The organism is Streptomyces sp. CS113, assembly GCF_002188365.1.
Lineage (GTDB): Bacteria > Actinomycetota > Actinomycetes > Streptomycetales > Streptomycetaceae > Streptomyces > Streptomyces tendae.
In genome coordinates this window covers 7573810-7588780 of sequence record NZ_KZ195574.1, presented here as the reverse complement: position 1 = coordinate 7588780, position 14971 = coordinate 7573810, and the positions used below count along the sequence as shown (strand labels likewise).

General features: G+C 72.7%; 11 protein-coding genes. 6 read left to right on the top strand and 5 right to left on the bottom strand.

All coding sequences use genetic code 11. The features are described from left to right. Nucleotides 1-293: 293 nt before the first annotated feature. Genes B9W62_RS34230 through B9W62_RS34215 form a run of 4 tightly spaced genes read right to left on the bottom strand, consistent with a single transcriptional unit; the run spans nucleotide 294 to nucleotide 5468 of the window. Complete coding sequence (locus B9W62_RS34230) at nucleotides 294-1418, bottom strand: DUF917 domain-containing protein (RefSeq protein ID WP_087810793.1); 1125 nt, start codon at nucleotides 1416-1418, stop codon at nucleotides 294-296. A 10-nt stretch (nucleotides 1419-1428) separates the two neighbouring features. Beyond that, nucleotides 1429-2508 (bottom strand): DUF917 domain-containing protein, encoded by a 1080-nt coding sequence (locus B9W62_RS34225; protein WP_087810792.1) that lies wholly within the window; start codon nucleotides 2506-2508, stop codon nucleotides 1429-1431. Further along, nucleotides 2501-4063 (bottom strand): hydantoinase/oxoprolinase N-terminal domain-containing protein, encoded by a 1563-nt coding sequence (locus tag B9W62_RS34220; RefSeq protein WP_087810791.1) that lies wholly within the window; start codon nucleotides 4061-4063, stop codon nucleotides 2501-2503. Before B9W62_RS34220 ends, B9W62_RS34225 begins: the two co-directional genes overlap by 8 nt. A gap of 55 nt (nucleotides 4064-4118) precedes the next feature. Further along, nucleotides 4119-5468, bottom strand: a complete 1350-nt coding sequence (locus B9W62_RS34215; protein ID WP_087810790.1) for a purine-cytosine permease family protein — start codon at nucleotides 5466-5468, stop codon at nucleotides 4119-4121. A 269-nt stretch (nucleotides 5469-5737) separates the two neighbouring features. Here B9W62_RS34215 and B9W62_RS34210 point away from each other — a divergent pair, with 269 nt between their 5' ends. Next, nucleotides 5738-6457: an aspartate/glutamate racemase family protein gene (locus B9W62_RS34210; protein ID WP_087810789.1), complete on the top strand. Its 720-nt coding sequence runs from the start codon at nucleotides 5738-5740 to the stop codon at nucleotides 6455-6457. Nucleotides 6458-6530: 73 nt separating this feature from the next. Then, on the top strand, nucleotides 6531-7733 hold the full coding sequence (locus B9W62_RS34205) for a cysteine desulfurase-like protein (RefSeq protein WP_087810788.1): 1203 nt from the start codon (nucleotides 6531-6533) through the stop codon (nucleotides 7731-7733). A gap of 118 nt (nucleotides 7734-7851) precedes the next feature. Here the strand turns inward: B9W62_RS34205 and yicI are convergent, their stop codons facing one another. Next, entirely contained in the window at nucleotides 7852-10122 is a 2271-nt protein-coding gene (gene yicI / locus B9W62_RS34200; RefSeq protein WP_087810787.1) for an alpha-xylosidase, read from the bottom strand. 283 nt (nucleotides 10123-10405) lie between these two features. Between yicI and B9W62_RS34195 the strand changes: the two genes are divergently transcribed. Genes B9W62_RS34195 through B9W62_RS34180 form a run of 4 tightly spaced genes read left to right on the top strand, consistent with a single transcriptional unit; the run spans nucleotide 10406 to nucleotide 14934 of the window. Continuing rightward, on the top strand, nucleotides 10406-11692 hold the full coding sequence (locus tag B9W62_RS34195) for an ABC transporter substrate-binding protein (RefSeq protein ID WP_256976677.1): 1287 nt from the start codon (nucleotides 10406-10408) through the stop codon (nucleotides 11690-11692). An 11-nt stretch (nucleotides 11693-11703) separates the two neighbouring features. Continuing rightward, complete coding sequence (locus B9W62_RS34190) at nucleotides 11704-12672, top strand: carbohydrate ABC transporter permease (protein ID WP_087810786.1); 969 nt, start codon at nucleotides 11704-11706, stop codon at nucleotides 12670-12672. Nucleotides 12673-12677: 5 nt separating this feature from the next. Continuing rightward, nucleotides 12678-13505: a carbohydrate ABC transporter permease gene (locus B9W62_RS34185; protein ID WP_003977772.1), complete on the top strand. Its 828-nt coding sequence runs from the start codon at nucleotides 12678-12680 to the stop codon at nucleotides 13503-13505. A 49-nt stretch (nucleotides 13506-13554) separates the two neighbouring features. Next, the gene (locus tag B9W62_RS34180) at nucleotides 13555-14934 is read left to right on the top strand and encodes a GH1 family beta-glucosidase (protein ID WP_087810785.1); all 1380 of its coding nucleotides are present in this window, start codon (nucleotides 13555-13557) and stop codon (nucleotides 14932-14934) included. The last annotated feature ends 37 nt before the right edge of the window (nucleotides 14935-14971 follow it).

Genomic DNA, 14971 nt, shown 5'->3' with positions numbered 1-14971 from the left:
CCGGCGGGCGAGCCCAGGTCGGGGTCGAGGACGAGGAGGACCGGCCAGGGACCCGGCCCCGAGCAGGATCAAGCAGCCTCTGGGGCGCAGCCTCTCGGCGGGGGTCACGACAGACTCCCCGGCGAAACGCCGCCCCAACCCGGGCGACACGAGGCCGTACCACTGGGCGGTGCCACGTCCAGACCGACGGCGGAGGGGACCGGCCAAGGACCCGGCCCCGGAAGGCCGCCCTTGCGGGGACGGGCCGCGCGGCAGGAGCAGGTGGCCGGCGAGGGGCGACCGGTCGGCGGGGGTCATGACGGGATCCGGGTTGAGGAGGCGGCGGGGTGCGGTGGCGGGCCGGTGGGCGGGGGCAGGTCGAGGCCGAAGGCTGCGGGGCCGACCAGGGGTGCCGCGTCGGACGGCCAGGTGTGCAGGGGTGGGAGGCGGAGCAGGATCAGGTGGCCGCCGGTGCGGAGCTGGTCGGCGCGCAGGGGGCGGCGGCCGCTGGGATCGACGGCGGCGATGATCTGCGGGGCGGCGGCCCGGGTGACGCCGTCGACCGTGACGGCCAGGTACTCGTCCAGGAGGTCCACCCGGACCACGGCACCGGTGCGTCCGTCGGTGAGGGTCGCCCAGCCGGGGGTCAGGTCCTGGCGGGGGACGATCTCCTCGACGCGGCCGGCCGCGAGCAACTCGGCGCCGAGGGCGTCGGCCAGGCCCTCGGGCGTGCCGCCCGCGTCCCGCGCGGTGAGGAGCCAGTCGCCGAGTCCGAGGCAGGCGGAGACGGAGCCGCGCACCCCGAGCGCCGCGAGCCGGGCGGCGGGCAGGGGGTGGACGGCGAGGGCGGCGGCCCCGCCGAGGGCGAGGACGTTGGCGCGCAGCAGCCGTTCGGCCAGGCGGCGTGAGCACTCCCGGACGACGACGGTGTTCCCGCCGGGGCCGACCAGGACGAGCGGCGCCGGGTCCACCCCGGCCACGGCGGCGACGGTCTGGTCGATGCGGGGGAAGGCCCGCCCCATGAGGTCGCCGTCGACGAGCGGCAGGCCGAGCCGGGCGGCGGCGACCGCGGCGACGACGGCGTTGAGGCCGCCGATCTCGATGACCCCGACCGCGCCCGCCGACCCGCCCGCCACCTCGGCGGCGGTGCGTACGGCGTGGGCGAAGTCCTCGGGGTCGGCGAGCCGTTCGGCCAGGACGTCGGGAGCACCGACCAGCCCGGCGTGCACCACGAGGGTGTCCGGCGCCTGCGCGGCGGCGGGGAGCAGCGGCACCGGTGCCCCGGCCAGCTCGCGACGCAGCAGCAGCGCGCCGGTGGCCACCTCTCCCCCGCCGCCGGAGCCGAGCAGCATCGCCCCGGCGGCCAGCGCCGGCACCCGCGCGGCGGTCAGCGGCGCGGGAGACACGGGCGAGGGGGCCTCGGCGGACGTGCGGGTCACCCTTCGATCATCACACTTCGGCGCCCTGGAACGGCACGTACTCGTGCGCGTACCCGAAGTAGCCGGGCCCGGCCAGGGCGAGACCGTCGGGGGTGCGCCAGCGCGGGTCGCAGGGCACGCCGAGGACGCTGACCCGCAGGCCGTAGCGGAGCGTCTCGGTGGTGACCGGTTCGCCGGAGTCGGTGTCGAGGACGCAGATCAGGTCGGGAACGCTGACGACGACCTCGCCGTCGCGGGTGGCGACCAGGTTCTCGTTCTGGAAGGACAACTCCAGCGCGGACCCGGCATCGGCGTCGAGGCCGGTGAGCCGGGCCGTGCCGCGGGCGAAGCCACCCGTGGTGGTGCGCTGCACGTCGCCGATCTTCCCGGTGAAGACCGTCCGGCCGCCGAGGACACCGGACGCCGCCGCCACCGGATCCGCGTGGCCCTCGCGGGCCTCGCGGATGGCCCGGCCGACCCGTTCGCACAGGGTCAGGGTGCCGGGCACCAGGTGGTCCTTGGCCTGGCGGCCGGTGAGCGCGTACAGGCTGACCGCCGCGCTGCACCCCATCTCGACGGTGGCGGCGCGGGCGAGGCGTTCCGCCCAGGCGTTGCCGTCGGTGCGCAGGGTGACGGAGTTGCCGCGTTCGTCGGCGAGCGCCATCGGGGAGGCCTGCACGCCGCCGAGGGTGGGCAGCAGCATTTGCAGTTCGGGGAAGGCGCGGCCCATGCCGTCGGCGTCGATCAGCGGGACGCCCGCCTCGGCGGCGGCGACGAACGGCGACATCGAGTTCAGGCCGCCCGCCTCGATGGAGACGGTGTGGGTGGCCTTGCGGCCCAGGAGTTCCTCCAGGGCGCGCATGGCGCCGATGATCTCGTCGCCCGAGGGGAGCTTCTCCAGCATCACCGTGGGCGCCCCCATGAAGGCGGTCGGGACGATGAACGCCCCGTCGTCGACCTCGTCGACGTCGAGGAGGGTGACGGGACCGTTCCGCTTCAGCGCCTGCTCGGCGAGGAGGCGGCCGACGAAGGGGTCGCCGCCTCCCCCGGTGCCGAGCACGGCGGCCCCGCGGGCGAGGTCGGGCAGGTGGTCGGCGGTGATCTCACGCACGGGGGCCTCCCAGGCTCAGCTCTCCGACGGCCTTGACCCGGATCCGGGTGGCGTTGCCCGGCAGGTAGGCCAGCGGTACTTCCTCGATGTCGACGATCTCGACGGAGCCCGGCCGGGCACCGGCGGCCACCGCTCGGTCGACGGCCTCCTGACGGGCCTCGTCGAGCACGGTGTCGCGCTGCTGCGGTACGACCGAGTAGACCCGGTCGACCTCGCCGCCGACCTGGGCGATCGCCGCGCCGATGGCGTTGGCCACGGCGAAGTGGTCGGGGCGCACCACGCGGGACGCGCCCGTGAGGTCCTCGGGCACCAGGATGCTGCCGCCGCCGACGGCGACCACGGGCACCGGTTCGGCGGAGGCCCGCATCCGGTCGACGACCTCGGCGAGCCGGTCGTCGACGACGCGCAGGGCGGCGTCCACCACGCTCTTGTCGAGGTGCGCGACGAGCGAGGCGTCCCCCACCTCGGCGCGTCCGCCGGCCACCGCGACGTCGGTGGCGGTGAGGCGGGTGCCGCCGAAGACGAGGGCCTCCTGGGCGAGCCGGTAGCCGACGCTGGCGGGGCCGACGGCGGTGCCGGACGCCTGGTGCACGACGTGGCTGCCGCCGCCGATGCCGATCGAGAGCACGTCGGGCATGCGGAAGTTGGTCTGCACGCCGGCCACGTTGACGTCCGTGGACGCCTCGCGCGGGAAGCCCTGCTGGAGGATGCCGACGTCGCTGGTGGTGCCGCCGATGTCGACGACGGCGCAGGACGGCAGCCGGGACAGGAACGCGGCGCCGCGCATGGAGTTGGTCGGTCCCGAAGCGAAGGTCGCCACCGGGTAGCGGCGGGCGTAGTCGACGTCCATCAGGGTGCCGTCGTTCTGGCTGAGGAAGACCGGCGCGTTGATGCCCGCCTCCGCGACCGTGCGGAGCAGTCCGGTGGCGACCTGGTCGGCGAGGCCGCGCAGGGCGGCGTTGACGACGGTGGCGTTCTCCCGGCCGAGCAGGCCCATGCGGCCGATCTCGTGGGAGAGGCTCACCGGGGCACCGGGCAGTTGCTCGGCGATGATCTCGGCGGCGCGGGTCTCGAACTCCGCGTTGACCGGGGAGAAGACGGAGGACAGCGCGAAGGAGGTGGCGCCGGCGGCCACCGCGCGGTCCAGGACCGCGCGGAACTCGGCCTCGTCGAAGTCCGCGATGGGGCTGCCGTCGTACTCGTGGCCGCCGTGGCACAGATGGCTGTGGCCGCCGATCGCGGTGACCAGGCGGTCGGGCCAGTCGACCAGCGGGGGCAGGGCGCGGGTGGCGGGCAGCCCGAACCGGATGGCGGCGGTCTGCGCCAGGCGCTCGCCCTCCACCAGTGCGTTGATGAAGTGCGTGGTGCCGATCATCACCGCCTGGACGGCCGCCGGGTCGAAGCCGGTGGCCTGCCGGAGGTCGCCGAGGGCGGTGACGATACCGCCGGTGACGTCGGCCGTGGTGGACGCCTTCACGGCGCCCAGCACCCGGTCGCCGTCGATGAGGACGGCGTCGGTGTTGGTGCCGCCCACGTCGATGCCCAGTCGGAGCATGTGGGTTGTCCTGCCTTTCTCTTTCGGTGGCCGCGTACGCCGGTGGCGTGCGCGGTCAGGCGGCGGGGACGCCGGGGGTGCCGGTCGCCGTCCCGGGGACGGCGCGGCGGGTCGGTGCGGTGCCCACCCCGCGGACCAGGCCGAGGCGGGCGGCGGCGAGGTAGAGCACGAAGGCGACGGCGATCGAGTTGATGGACGGCAGGCCCCAGTCGACGTACTTCCCCACGACGGCCGCGACGATCCAGGTGATCAGCCCCGCGGGCACCCACATGGGCGACGCGGCGGGGAGTTCGCCGCTGTCGCGGGTCTCGTCGAGGCCGGAGCGCCAGGTCCGGGCGACGAAGTACTCGGCGACCATGATTCCGGCGATCGGCGGGAAGAGGACGCCCAGCAGGTCGAGGAAGTCGGTGAAGTTGTCGAGGACCCCGGCCGCGCCCAGCAGGGAGCCGAGCACCCCGACGACGACGGTGACGGCGCCCCGGTGCAGGCGGCGGCCGAAGGCCTGGTCGACGAAGGTGACGACGCCGAGGGAGGCGGCGTACAGGTTCCAGTCGTTCACCTTGATGGTGGCGGCCACGATGATCAGTGTGCCGAGGAAGCCGGAGGTGGACGTGACGATGGCGATGACGTCGTTGGTGCGCAGGGCGAGTGCGAGGAGCACGCCGATCAGGCCGATGACGTACTCGCCGATGGTGATGCCGACGACCGTCTGCTTGACGACGTCCTTGCCGCTGCGGTTGAAGCGGCTCATGTCGGGGGTGATGACCGCGCCGACGATGAAGCCGCCCGCGACGATGGTGGTGCCCTGGAGCAGGGACAGCGGGGGCCCGGCGGGCTGGGCGGAGGTCAGCGCGCCCAGGTCGTGCCGGGACAGTTCGACGGCGATGGACCAGCCCGCCATGAGCAGGAAGGCGGGGACGGTCACGTAGGCGGCCCACGCCATGGAGCCGACGCCCTGGACCACGATCGCGGTGATGAGCAGCCCCACCACCAGGGCCCAGCCCCAGGAGGGCAGGACGCCGACGAGGTTCACCAGGCCGTCCGCCGAGACCGCGTTCTGGATGCCGAACCAGCCGACGGCGCTGAGGCCGATGGCGAGTCCGATGAGGGAGGCGCCGGCCGCGCCGAACCCGGTCCAGCGGGCCAGCAGCGATGTGGAAAGCCCTTCGCGCTGGCCGGCGATGCCGGTGAAGACCGTCATGACCTCGAGGATCACCGCGCCGAGGGTGATGGCGAGCACGGCGTTCCAGAAGGTCATGCCGAAGCCGAGGGTCGCGCCGATGAGGAAGCTGGCCAGGGTGGAGAGCTGACCGAAGCGCTGGGTGGCCACCGAGAACCAGTGGAACCGGGCCGTCTGCGGCACGCGGGCCAGCGCGTGGTCGTCGTGTCCTGAAGAGGACGCCATGGGGACTCCAGAAGGGCGGGGGCGCCGGGTGCGGTGCGGTGCGCCGAGACTAGGCCGCCGCCCCCGGCCGGTCACCGTGCATCAAGCACCGGTACGCGGCACCGGCAGGGCATCCCGCACAGTCGGGCGCCGGTCGCGGGCGGGGGCGGGCGCGTCGGCGGTGCGGTCCGCACGGTCGTCGCGGCCCGGCTGTGCGCCTGGCACCTTGCGGCCCGCGGCGGGTCCGCACAGGGTGGGCCGACCGTTCCGCCCGCCCACCTGGAGGTGCTGTGAAGCTCACGGTCGTGCTCCCCGTCATCACCGACGCGTTCACCGAGGAGGTCCGCCGCGAGGTGGGCGCCTGGGTGTCGCCCGGCACGGAGGTCGGGGTCCGCCGCATCGCGCGCGGCACCGCCTCCATCGAGTCCGAGTACGACGAGGCCCTCGCCGGCCCGGGCATCCTCGACGCCGTCCGTGAGGCCGTCGAGGACGGCGCCGACGCGGTGTTCGTCAGTTGCTTCGGCGACCCCGGCGTGCAGGCGGCCCGGGAGATCGTGGACATCCCGGTGGTCGGCGGTTTCGAGCCCGCCGTGCTCACCTCCCTCGCACTGGGCGAGCGCACGGGTGTGATCACCGTGCTGCCGAACGTGCTGGGGATGCTGCACGGCCTGGTCCGGCGCTACGCCCTGACGGAACGGGTCGGACCGATCCGGGTCGTCGACATCCCCGTCCTCGACCTGGACGCCGGCGACCGGCTGGTCGACGCGCTGACCGAGCAGGCCCGGGCCGCGGTGGCGGCGCGGGAGGCGGACGTGATCGTGCTCGGCTGCACCGGGATGCTGGGCGTGGCGGCGGCCCTCCAGGAACGTCTGGCCGCCGAGGGTCCCTTCGTCCCTGTCGTCGACCCCACGGGTGCTGCGATCATGTGGCTGGAGTCGCAGGTGCGGCTCGGGGTGCGGCCCAGCCGTGCCACGTACCTGCCGCCTCGGCCGAAGGACCGCATCGCCTGACCACCGTCCGCCTCCCCGTCCACCTCCCCGTCCGCCTCCCCGTCCGCCTGGCCCACGACCCTGGAGTTGCCCCATGGCCCTCGACGTCGCCGCGATCCGCGCGCACGTGCCCGCCCTGAAGTCCGGTACCGCGCGGTTCGACGCGCCGGGCGGTACGCAGACCCCGCAGCCGGTGATCGACGCCATCGCGGCGGCGCTGACCGCCCCGCTCGCCAACCGGGGGCGCAACACCGAGGGCGAGCGCAACGCGGACCGGATCGTCGACGGGGCCCGGTCCGCGCTCGCCGACCTCCTCGGCACCACGCCGGGGACGGTGGTCTTCGGGCGCAGCGCCACCCAGCTCGCCTACGACCTGTCGCGGACCCTGGCCAAGGGCTGGGGGCCGGGCGACGAGGTGGTGGTCACCCGGCTCGACCACGACTCGAACATCCGGCCCTGGGTGCAGGCGGCCGAGGCGGCGGGGGCCGACGTGCGGTGGGCGGACTTCGACCCGGCCACCGGCGAGCTGCGGCCCGAGCACCTCGCGGCGGTGCTGGGCCCGCGCACCAGGCTGGTCGCGGTGACCGCCGCGTCGAACCTGATCGGGACCATGCCGGACATGCCCGCGCTGGCGTCCCTCGCGCACGCGAACGGGGCGCACTTCCACGTCGACGCGGTGCACTACGCCTCGCACGCCGTGGTGGACCTGGCGGCGACGGGCGCGGACACGCTGGTGTGCTCGCCGTACAAGTTCCTCGGCCCGCACCTGGGCGTGCTGACCGGCCGGGCCGAGCTGCTGGAGTCGCTGCGCCCGGACAAGCTGCTGCCGTCCGCCGACACCGTGCCCGAGCGGTTCGAACTGGGCACCCTGCCCTACGAGTTGCTCGCCGGGGCGAGCGCGGCGGTGGACTTCCTGGCGGGGCTCGACCCGGAGGCCGGGGGCTCGCGCCGGGACCGGCTGGTCGCCTCCTTCGCGGCGCTGGAGGCGCACGAGGACGCGCTGCGCGAGCGGCTCGAACGAGGGCTCGCGGACCTGGGCGGCATCACCGTGTACTCGCGGGCCGCACGGCGCACCCCGACGCTGCTGTTCACGGTGGCGGGCCTGCGCCCGGCCGACGTCTACCGGCAGCTCGCCGAGCGGGCGGTCGACGCGCCGGCCGGTTCCTTCTACGCCGTGGAGGCCGCGCGCCGGCTGGGCCTCGGCGACGAGGGCGGCGTACGCGTGGGCCTCGCGCCGTACACCAGTGCGGAGGACGTGGACCGGCTGCTGACGGCGCTCGGCGCGCTGGAGCGCTGAGGCGCACCCCGGCAGAACGCCCCGCGCCCCGCCCCGAGCGACGAAGCGGCACGCCCCGCACGGCGAAGCGGCACGCCCCCGCGTGCCGCTTCGCCGTGTGGTCCGGCCGCTGCCGGGGTCAGGTCAGCGGCACGGTCACCTCACCGGTGCCCTCCGCGCTCGCGCCGCCCGCGACCCGGACCGTGAACGGACGGTCGGTGCCGCTCGCGGTCACCCGCAGGACGTCCCCGTCGCGCCGCACGCGGAAGGTCGCGGCCGGAGTGCCCGTCAGGTCGGGCACGGTGACCTCGGCCGTGTGCTCGGCGTCGGCGGACGGGTGGACCAGCAGGGTCGGGGCGTCCAGCCAGTCGCCGTCGGGCCGCTGGTCGTCCGCGGCCAGCGGCAGGACGGCGCCCTCGCGGACGTACACGGGCAGGCTGTCGTAGCCGTGCCGTTCGGTGCGCCAGGCCGGGCCGGTGACGCGCTCGCCGGTCAGCAGGTGGGTCCAGGTGCCCGCGGGGAGGTAGACCTCGACCTCGCCGTCCTCGGTGAAGACCGGGGCGACCAGGACGTCGGAGCCGAGCATGTACTGGCGGTCCAGCGGACGGCACGCCGGGTCGTGCGGGAACTCCAGGACCATCGGCCGCATCATCGGCACGCCGGTGCGGTGGGCCTCGGCGGCGACGCCGTACAGGTAGGGCATCAGGCGGTGCTTGAGGAGGGTGAAGCGGCGGGCGACGTCGACGGCCTCCTCGCCGAACTCCCACGGCACCCGGTACGACGAGGAGCCGTGCAGCCGGCTGTGCGAGGAGAGCAGGCCGAAGGCGAGCCAGCGCTTGAAGACCGCCGGGTCGGGTGTGCCCTCGAAGCCGCCGATGTCGTGGCTCCAGAAGCCGAAGCCGCTCAGCGACAGGGACAGGCCGCCCCGCAGTGACTCGGCCATCGCCTCGAAGGACGACCAGCAGTCGCCGCCCCAGTGGACGGGGTACTGCTGGCCGCCCGCGGTCGCCGAGCGGGCGAAGAGGACGGCCTCGCCCTGGCCGCGCTCCTTCTCGAGGAGTTCGAAGACGGTGCGGTTGAACAGGTGCGTGTAGTAGTTGTGCATGCGCTCCGGGTCGGAGCCGTCGTGCCAGACCACGTCGGTGGGGATGCGCTCGCCGAAGTCGGTCTTGAAGCAGTCCACGCCCTGGTCGAGCAGCGGCTTCAGCTTGCCCGCGTACCAGTCGCGGGCGGCGGGGCTGGTGAAGTCGACCAGGCCCATGCCGGCCTGCCACAGGTCCCACTGCCAGATGTCGCCGTCCGCCCTGCGCACCAGGTGGCCGAGGGCGGCGGCCTCGTCGAAGAGCGGGGACTTCTGGGCGATGTAGGGGTTGATCCAGGCGCTGACCCTGAGCCCCTTGGCCTTGAGCCGGGCGAGCATGCCGTCCGGGTCCGGGAAGACGTCCGGGTCCCACTCGAAGTCGCACCACTGGTACTCGCGCATCCAGAAGCAGTCGAAGTGGAAGACGGAGAGCGGAATGCCGCGCTCGGCCATGCCGTCCACGAACGAGGTCACCGTCTGCTCGTCGTAGGAAGTGGTGAAGGAGGTGGTGAGCCACAGGCCGAAGGACCAGGCCGGCGGCAGGGCGGGGCGGCCGGTGAGGGCGGTGTAGCGGGTGAGGACGTCCTTCGGGGTGGGCCCGGCGACGACGTAGTACTCCAGCGTCTGGTCCTCGACGCTGAACTGCACCTGCCCGACGGACTCGGAGCCGACCTCGAACGAGACCGCGCCGGGGTGGTTGACGAAGACGCCGTAGCCGCGCGAGGAGAGGTAGAACGGGACGTTCTTGTAGGCCTGCTCGCTGCTGGTGCCGCCGTCGGCCTGCCACATGTCGACGACCTGGCCGTTCTTGACGAACGGGGTGAAGCGCTCGCCGAGGCCGTAGATCTGCTCGCCGACACCGAGGGCGAGGCGGCTCAGCATGTGGTGGGCGCCGTCGCCGGTGGTGGCGAAGGCGGTGCCCTTGGCATCGGCACGGGTCAGTTCGCGCCCGTCCGCGTCGTGGAAGGTGAGGCCCCAGGGGCCTTCGCGGTCCAGACGGAGGGTGAGCGGGCCGCTGGTCAGCTCGGTGACGGTGCCCTCCTGGCGCACCTCGCCGGCGCCGTCCGCCGCCTCGGTGAGCGCGAAGTCGGGGCCCGGCCGGCGCTTGCCGGCGTGGTGGGTGACGCGGACGCCGATGACGCCCTCGGCGGGTGAGAAGCACTCGACCGTGAGGAGCGGCGCGTTGAGCGTGTCCCCCCTCCGCGTCACCTTCTTCACGGCGGCATGGGCGGTGAAGCGCTTCGATTCGGGGCGTACATCGCGTACCTCAGTGGCGTACGAGAGATGCACGCCCTCGCGGATGAGCCAGAAGCCGTCGGTGAACTTCATGATCTTCCTTGGGTGGGGCGGGAGCTGTCGGGTGGGAGCACGGGGGCCGTCTCACAGCGTTTTGATCGTACACAAAACAAATCCCCACGCCGAGGTGTTCGTACCGGCTGCACCATGCTGAGCTGGCACTATTACGCAAGAGAACGAGACCCTCACCCCGCGGAGCGGAGAGAGCGGGGCCACTTTCCTCTAGCGCGGAAGCGGGTCGGTGACGTATTAGTCATCACATCAAACAAAACAGTCCGGCGAGGAAGCCGGACGGTACGACAGCAAGGGCCGCACCATGTCGAAGCGCTTCACCTCGCTCGCCTTGACAGCACACCCTCCGGCTGCCACGCGCCGCGGACGAGGACGCTCACGCCGAGTCGTCGCCCCCTTCACGGCCGTGTCCGTGCTGGTCGCCGGGGCGGCGCTGGCCGGCTGCGGACAGCAGCGCGACGCCGGCACGTTCACCGTGATGAACTCCTCGACCGACGAGTCGTACCACCGCTGGGACGCGGAGGCGATGGCCCGCTGCGGCAAGGAGCTGGGCGTCAGCATCGAGCAGCAGAGCGTCCCGGCGGCGCAGGTGATGACGAAGGCGCTGCGCATGGCGTCGTCCAAGTCGCTGCCCGACATCGTGCAGTTCGACGCGTCCGAGATGCCGACCTTCGCCGACGCGGGCGGCCTGGTCGATCTGAGGACCCTCGGGCTGAGCACCGACGACATCCCCGACGGGATCGTGGACTTCGGCTCGTACAAGGGCACGTACTACGGCGCGGCCCGCTCGGTGAACACCCTCGCCCTCTTCTACAACAAGGACGTCCTCGACCAGGCGGGCGTGCAGGTGCCCACCACCTGGGCCGAACTGCGGGCGACGGCGAAGAAGCTCACCCAGGGCAAGCAGTACGGCCTCGCGCTCAGCGCGGGCGGCGCCGAGGACGGCGTCTTCCAGTTCACGCCGTTCATGTGGTCCAACGGCGGCGACGAGACCGACCTGGACGGCCCGAAGGTCGTCGAGGCCCTGGACTACTGGAAGAGCCTGCTCAAGGACCGCTCGCTGTCGAAGTCGACGGTCAACTGGACGCAGGCGGACGTCAACGACCAGTTCATGGCCGGGAACGCGGCGATGATGATCAACGGACCGTGGCAGGTGGAGACCCTCAACAGCGACAAGTCGCTGCACTGGGGCATCGCGCCGATCCCGGTGCCCGACGCCGGGGACGACTCGGTGGGTCCGCTCGGCGGCGCCGTGCTCACCGTGCCCAACACCGGCGACGAGGCCCGGGAGAAGACGGCCGGGAAGATCGTCGCGTGTCTGGCGAGCGAGCAGGAGCAGCTCACCTACGCGCTCAACAGCTGGATGGTCCCGGCCAACGCCAAGGCCGCCGCCGTCTGGCGCGAGAAGGTGCCCGAGCTGGACTCCCTCGCCGATCAGGTGGCCGTCGCACGATCCCGGACGGCGAAGCTCGGTGCCGGCTGGTCGAGTGTGTCGCTCGCCCTGCAAAGCGCCTTCCAGTCGGCCCTGACCGGCCAGTCCAGTGAGACCGCCCTGAAGCGCGCCCAGCAGCGGGCCACGAGCGGGAACTGAGGTACGACCCCATGACCACGCCCATGCCCACCACCTCCACCGTCGGCGCGCAGACGCCCGCCAAGGCGTCCGAGCCCGCCTCCGCTCCCGACCCCGGCCGGATCGCGCGCCGCCGCAGGCTCGCCCAGTGGGGGTTCGTCGCCCCCGCCGTCGTCTTCATGCTGCTGTTCTTCGGCTACCCGCTCGTGCGCAACGTCGTGATGAGCTTCCAGGACTACACGCCGAAGACCTTCTTCACCGGTGAGTCGCCCTTCAACGGCGCCGACAACTGGTCCAACGTGTTCCAGGACGCCCTGTTCGGCAAGGCCCTGTGGCACACGCTCGTCTTCACGGCGGGCTCCCTGCTCGGCCAGTTCTGCATCGGTCTGGCGCTCGCGGTGTTCTTCAGCCGCCGCTTCCCGCTGAACGGGGTGCTGCGCTCGCTGATCCTGCTGCCCTGGCTGGTGCCCATGGTGGTGTCCGGCATCGTCTGGCGCCGCATCCTCGACCAGGACACGGGCGTGCTCAACTCGTTCCTGGACACGCTCGGCGTCGGCGGCCACACGCCCTGGCTGACCAGCCCGGAGATGGCCCTGCTCTCGGTCATCCTGGTCAACATCTGGATCGGCATCCCGTTCAACATGGTGATCCTGTACGGCGGTCTCCAGGAGATTCCGAAGGAGCTGCACGAGGCGGCCGCCCTGGACGGCGCGTCGGCCTGGCGGACCTTCCGTTCGGTGACCCTGCCGATGCTCAAGCCCGTCGTCACGGTCGTCCTCGTGCTGGGCTTCATGTCGACGGTGAAGATCCTCGACCTGATCCTCGCCCTGACCGACGGCGGCCCGGCCGACGCGACCCAGACGCTCGGCACGCTGACCTACCAGAACTCGTTCGTCCAGCTGGACTTCGGCGCGGGCGCCGTCGTCGGCAACGTACTCATCCTGATCTCCGCCGTGTTCGCGGTGTTCTACCTGCGGGCCAACCGCACCGAGGGGAAGTGACGTCCATGGCCTCCCACACGCCCACCGCCTCCCGGCGCCGCTGGGGCTCCACCGTCGCCGGCGTGCTCATCCTGTGCGTGATGCTGTTCCCGCTGTACTGGATGCTCAACACCGCGCTCCAGCCCGACTCCGGGCTGCTCCAGGTCGACCCGGTGCCGGGCAGTCTGGACTTCTCCGGCTTCTCCAAGGCGATCAGCGACCAGGGCGGGCACCTGCTGACCTCGCTGGCGGTCTCGCTCGGCGCGGTCGCCATCTGCCTGGCGATCTCGGCGCCCGCCGCCTACGGTCTCGCGCGGTTCGGGCTGCGCGGCTCGCGCACCATCGTGTTCGGCACGCTGATCACCCAGATGGTGCCGGGCATCGTCATCGCCAACGCGCTCTACAACTCCTACGTCGACCTGGGCCTGGTCAACTCCTACTTCGGCCTGATGCTGGCGGACGCCTCGCTGGGCATCCCGTTCTCGATCGTGCTGATGCGCTCCTTCATGGTGTCGATCCCGGGCGAGGTGATCGAGGCGGCGCAGATCGACGGCGCCGGTCCGGTGCGCACCTTCGTCCGGGTGGTGCTGCCGATGAGCCGCAACTCGCTGATCACGTCGGGGCTGTTCGCGTTCTTGTTCTCGTGGAGCGACTTCATGTTCGCGCTCACCCTGAACACGACCGACGAGGTCAAGCCCATCACCCTGGGCATCTACCAGTACATCGGCGCGCACGTCGGCGACTGGGGTTCGGTGATGGCCGCTTCGGTGCTGTCCGCGGTGCCCGCGGCGATCCTCCTCGTCCTCGCCCAGAAGTACATCGCCGCCGGGATCACCGGCGGTTCCGTCAAGTGAACCCCGCACACCCCATACACCCCGCAAGCACGGAGATGAGCAGCACAGCATGAGTGAGTACCCCGGTTTCCCGCCCGGCTTCGTCTTCGGCGCTGCGACCGCCTCGTACCAGATCGAGGGCGCGGCGAGGGAGGACGGCCGCGGACCGTCGATCTGGGACACCTACAGCCACACCCCCGGCCTGGTGGTGAACGGCGACACCGGTGACGTGGCCTGCGACCACTACCACCGCTACCCCGAGGACGTGGCCCTGCTGCGCGACCTCGGCGTGGACTCCTACCGATTCTCGATCGCCTGGCCGCGCATCGTGCCGGACGGCTCGGGCGCGGTGAACCCGAAGGGCCTGGACTTCTACTCCCGGCTGGTCGACGAACTGCTGGCGGCCGGCATCGAACCGGCCGCCACCCTCTACCACTGGGACCTGCCCCAGGCCCTGGAGGACCGGGGCGGCTGGCGGGTGCGGGAGACGGCGGAGCGGTTCGCCGAGTACACGGCGGTGGTCGCGGAGCACCTGGGCGACCGGGTGCCGCGCTGGATCACCCTCAACGAGCCGTGGTGCAGTTCCTTCCTCGGCTACTCCATCGGCCGGCACGCGCCCGGCGCCAAGGAGGGCCGGGGCGCGCTGGCCGCCGCCCACCACCTGCTGGTCGGCCACGGGCTGGCGGTGAAGGCGCTGCGGGCGGCCGGGGTGCGCGAGGTCGGCATCACGCTCAACCTGGACCGCAACCTGCCCGCCACCGACTCCGCGGCCGACCTGGCGGCGGTGATCCGCGCGGACACCCAGCACAACCTGGTGTGGACCGAGCCGATCCTCGCGGGCCGCTACCCGGCCACCGAGGAGGAGACCTGGGGCGAGCTGATCACCGGCGAGGACTTCCGGCGGGACGGCGACCTGGAGCTGATCTCCCAGCCCCTGGACTTCCTCGGCGTCAATTACTACCGGCCGATCGTGGTCGCCGACGCCCCGCACCGCGAGAGCGACCCGGCCCGCCGCGTGGCCACGGACAACCGGTACGAGGAGGTACGGCACCCCGGAGTGCGGCACACGGCGATGGACTGGCCGGTCGTGCCGGACAGCTTCACCGACCTGCTCGTCGCCCTGAAGAAGCAGTACGGCGACGCGCTCCCGCCGGTCCACATCACCGAGAACGGCTCGGCGGAGGACGACGCGGCCGCCGCCGACGGCACGGTGCACGACACCGACCGGGTCGCCTACCTGCACGACCACCTCACCGCGCTGCGGGCGGCGATCGACGCGGGCGTGGACGTGCGCGGGTACTACGTGTGGTCGCTGCTGGACAACTTCGAGTGGGCGTACGGCTACGACAAGCGCTTCGGCATCGTGCGGGTCGACTACGACACGCAGCGGCGCACGCCGAAGGACAGCTACCGCTGGTACCGGGAGATGATCGCCGCCAACCGCGGCTGAGGCAGGCGGGACGCGGAGGGCTGCCGGGCGGCGGCCC

What these genes read in the sequence shown, in the direction of transcription:
- B9W62_RS34195 (WP_256976677.1), top strand. Translation starts at nt 10,406, where the DNA reads ATGTCGAAGCGCTTCACCTCGCTCGCCTTGACAGCACACCCTCCGGCT.
- B9W62_RS34180 (WP_087810785.1), top strand. Translation starts at nt 13,555, where the DNA reads ATGAGTGAGTACCCCGGTTTCCCGCCCGGCTTCGTCTTCGGCGCTGCG.
- B9W62_RS34205 (WP_087810788.1), top strand. Translation starts at nt 6,531, where the DNA reads ATGGCCCTCGACGTCGCCGCGATCCGCGCGCACGTGCCCGCCCTGAAG.
- yicI (WP_087810787.1), bottom strand. Translation starts at nt 10,122, where the DNA reads ATGAAGTTCACCGACGGCTTCTGGCTCATCCGCGAGGGCGTGCATCTC.
- B9W62_RS34185 (WP_003977772.1), top strand. Translation starts at nt 12,678, where the DNA reads ATGGCCTCCCACACGCCCACCGCCTCCCGGCGCCGCTGGGGCTCCACC.
- B9W62_RS34215 (WP_087810790.1), bottom strand. Translation starts at nt 5,468, where the DNA reads ATGGCGTCCTCTTCAGGACACGACGACCACGCGCTGGCCCGCGTGCCG.
- B9W62_RS34220 (WP_087810791.1), bottom strand. Translation starts at nt 4,063, where the DNA reads ATGCTCCGACTGGGCATCGACGTGGGCGGCACCAACACCGACGCCGTC.
- B9W62_RS34190 (WP_087810786.1), top strand. Translation starts at nt 11,704, where the DNA reads ATGACCACGCCCATGCCCACCACCTCCACCGTCGGCGCGCAGACGCCC.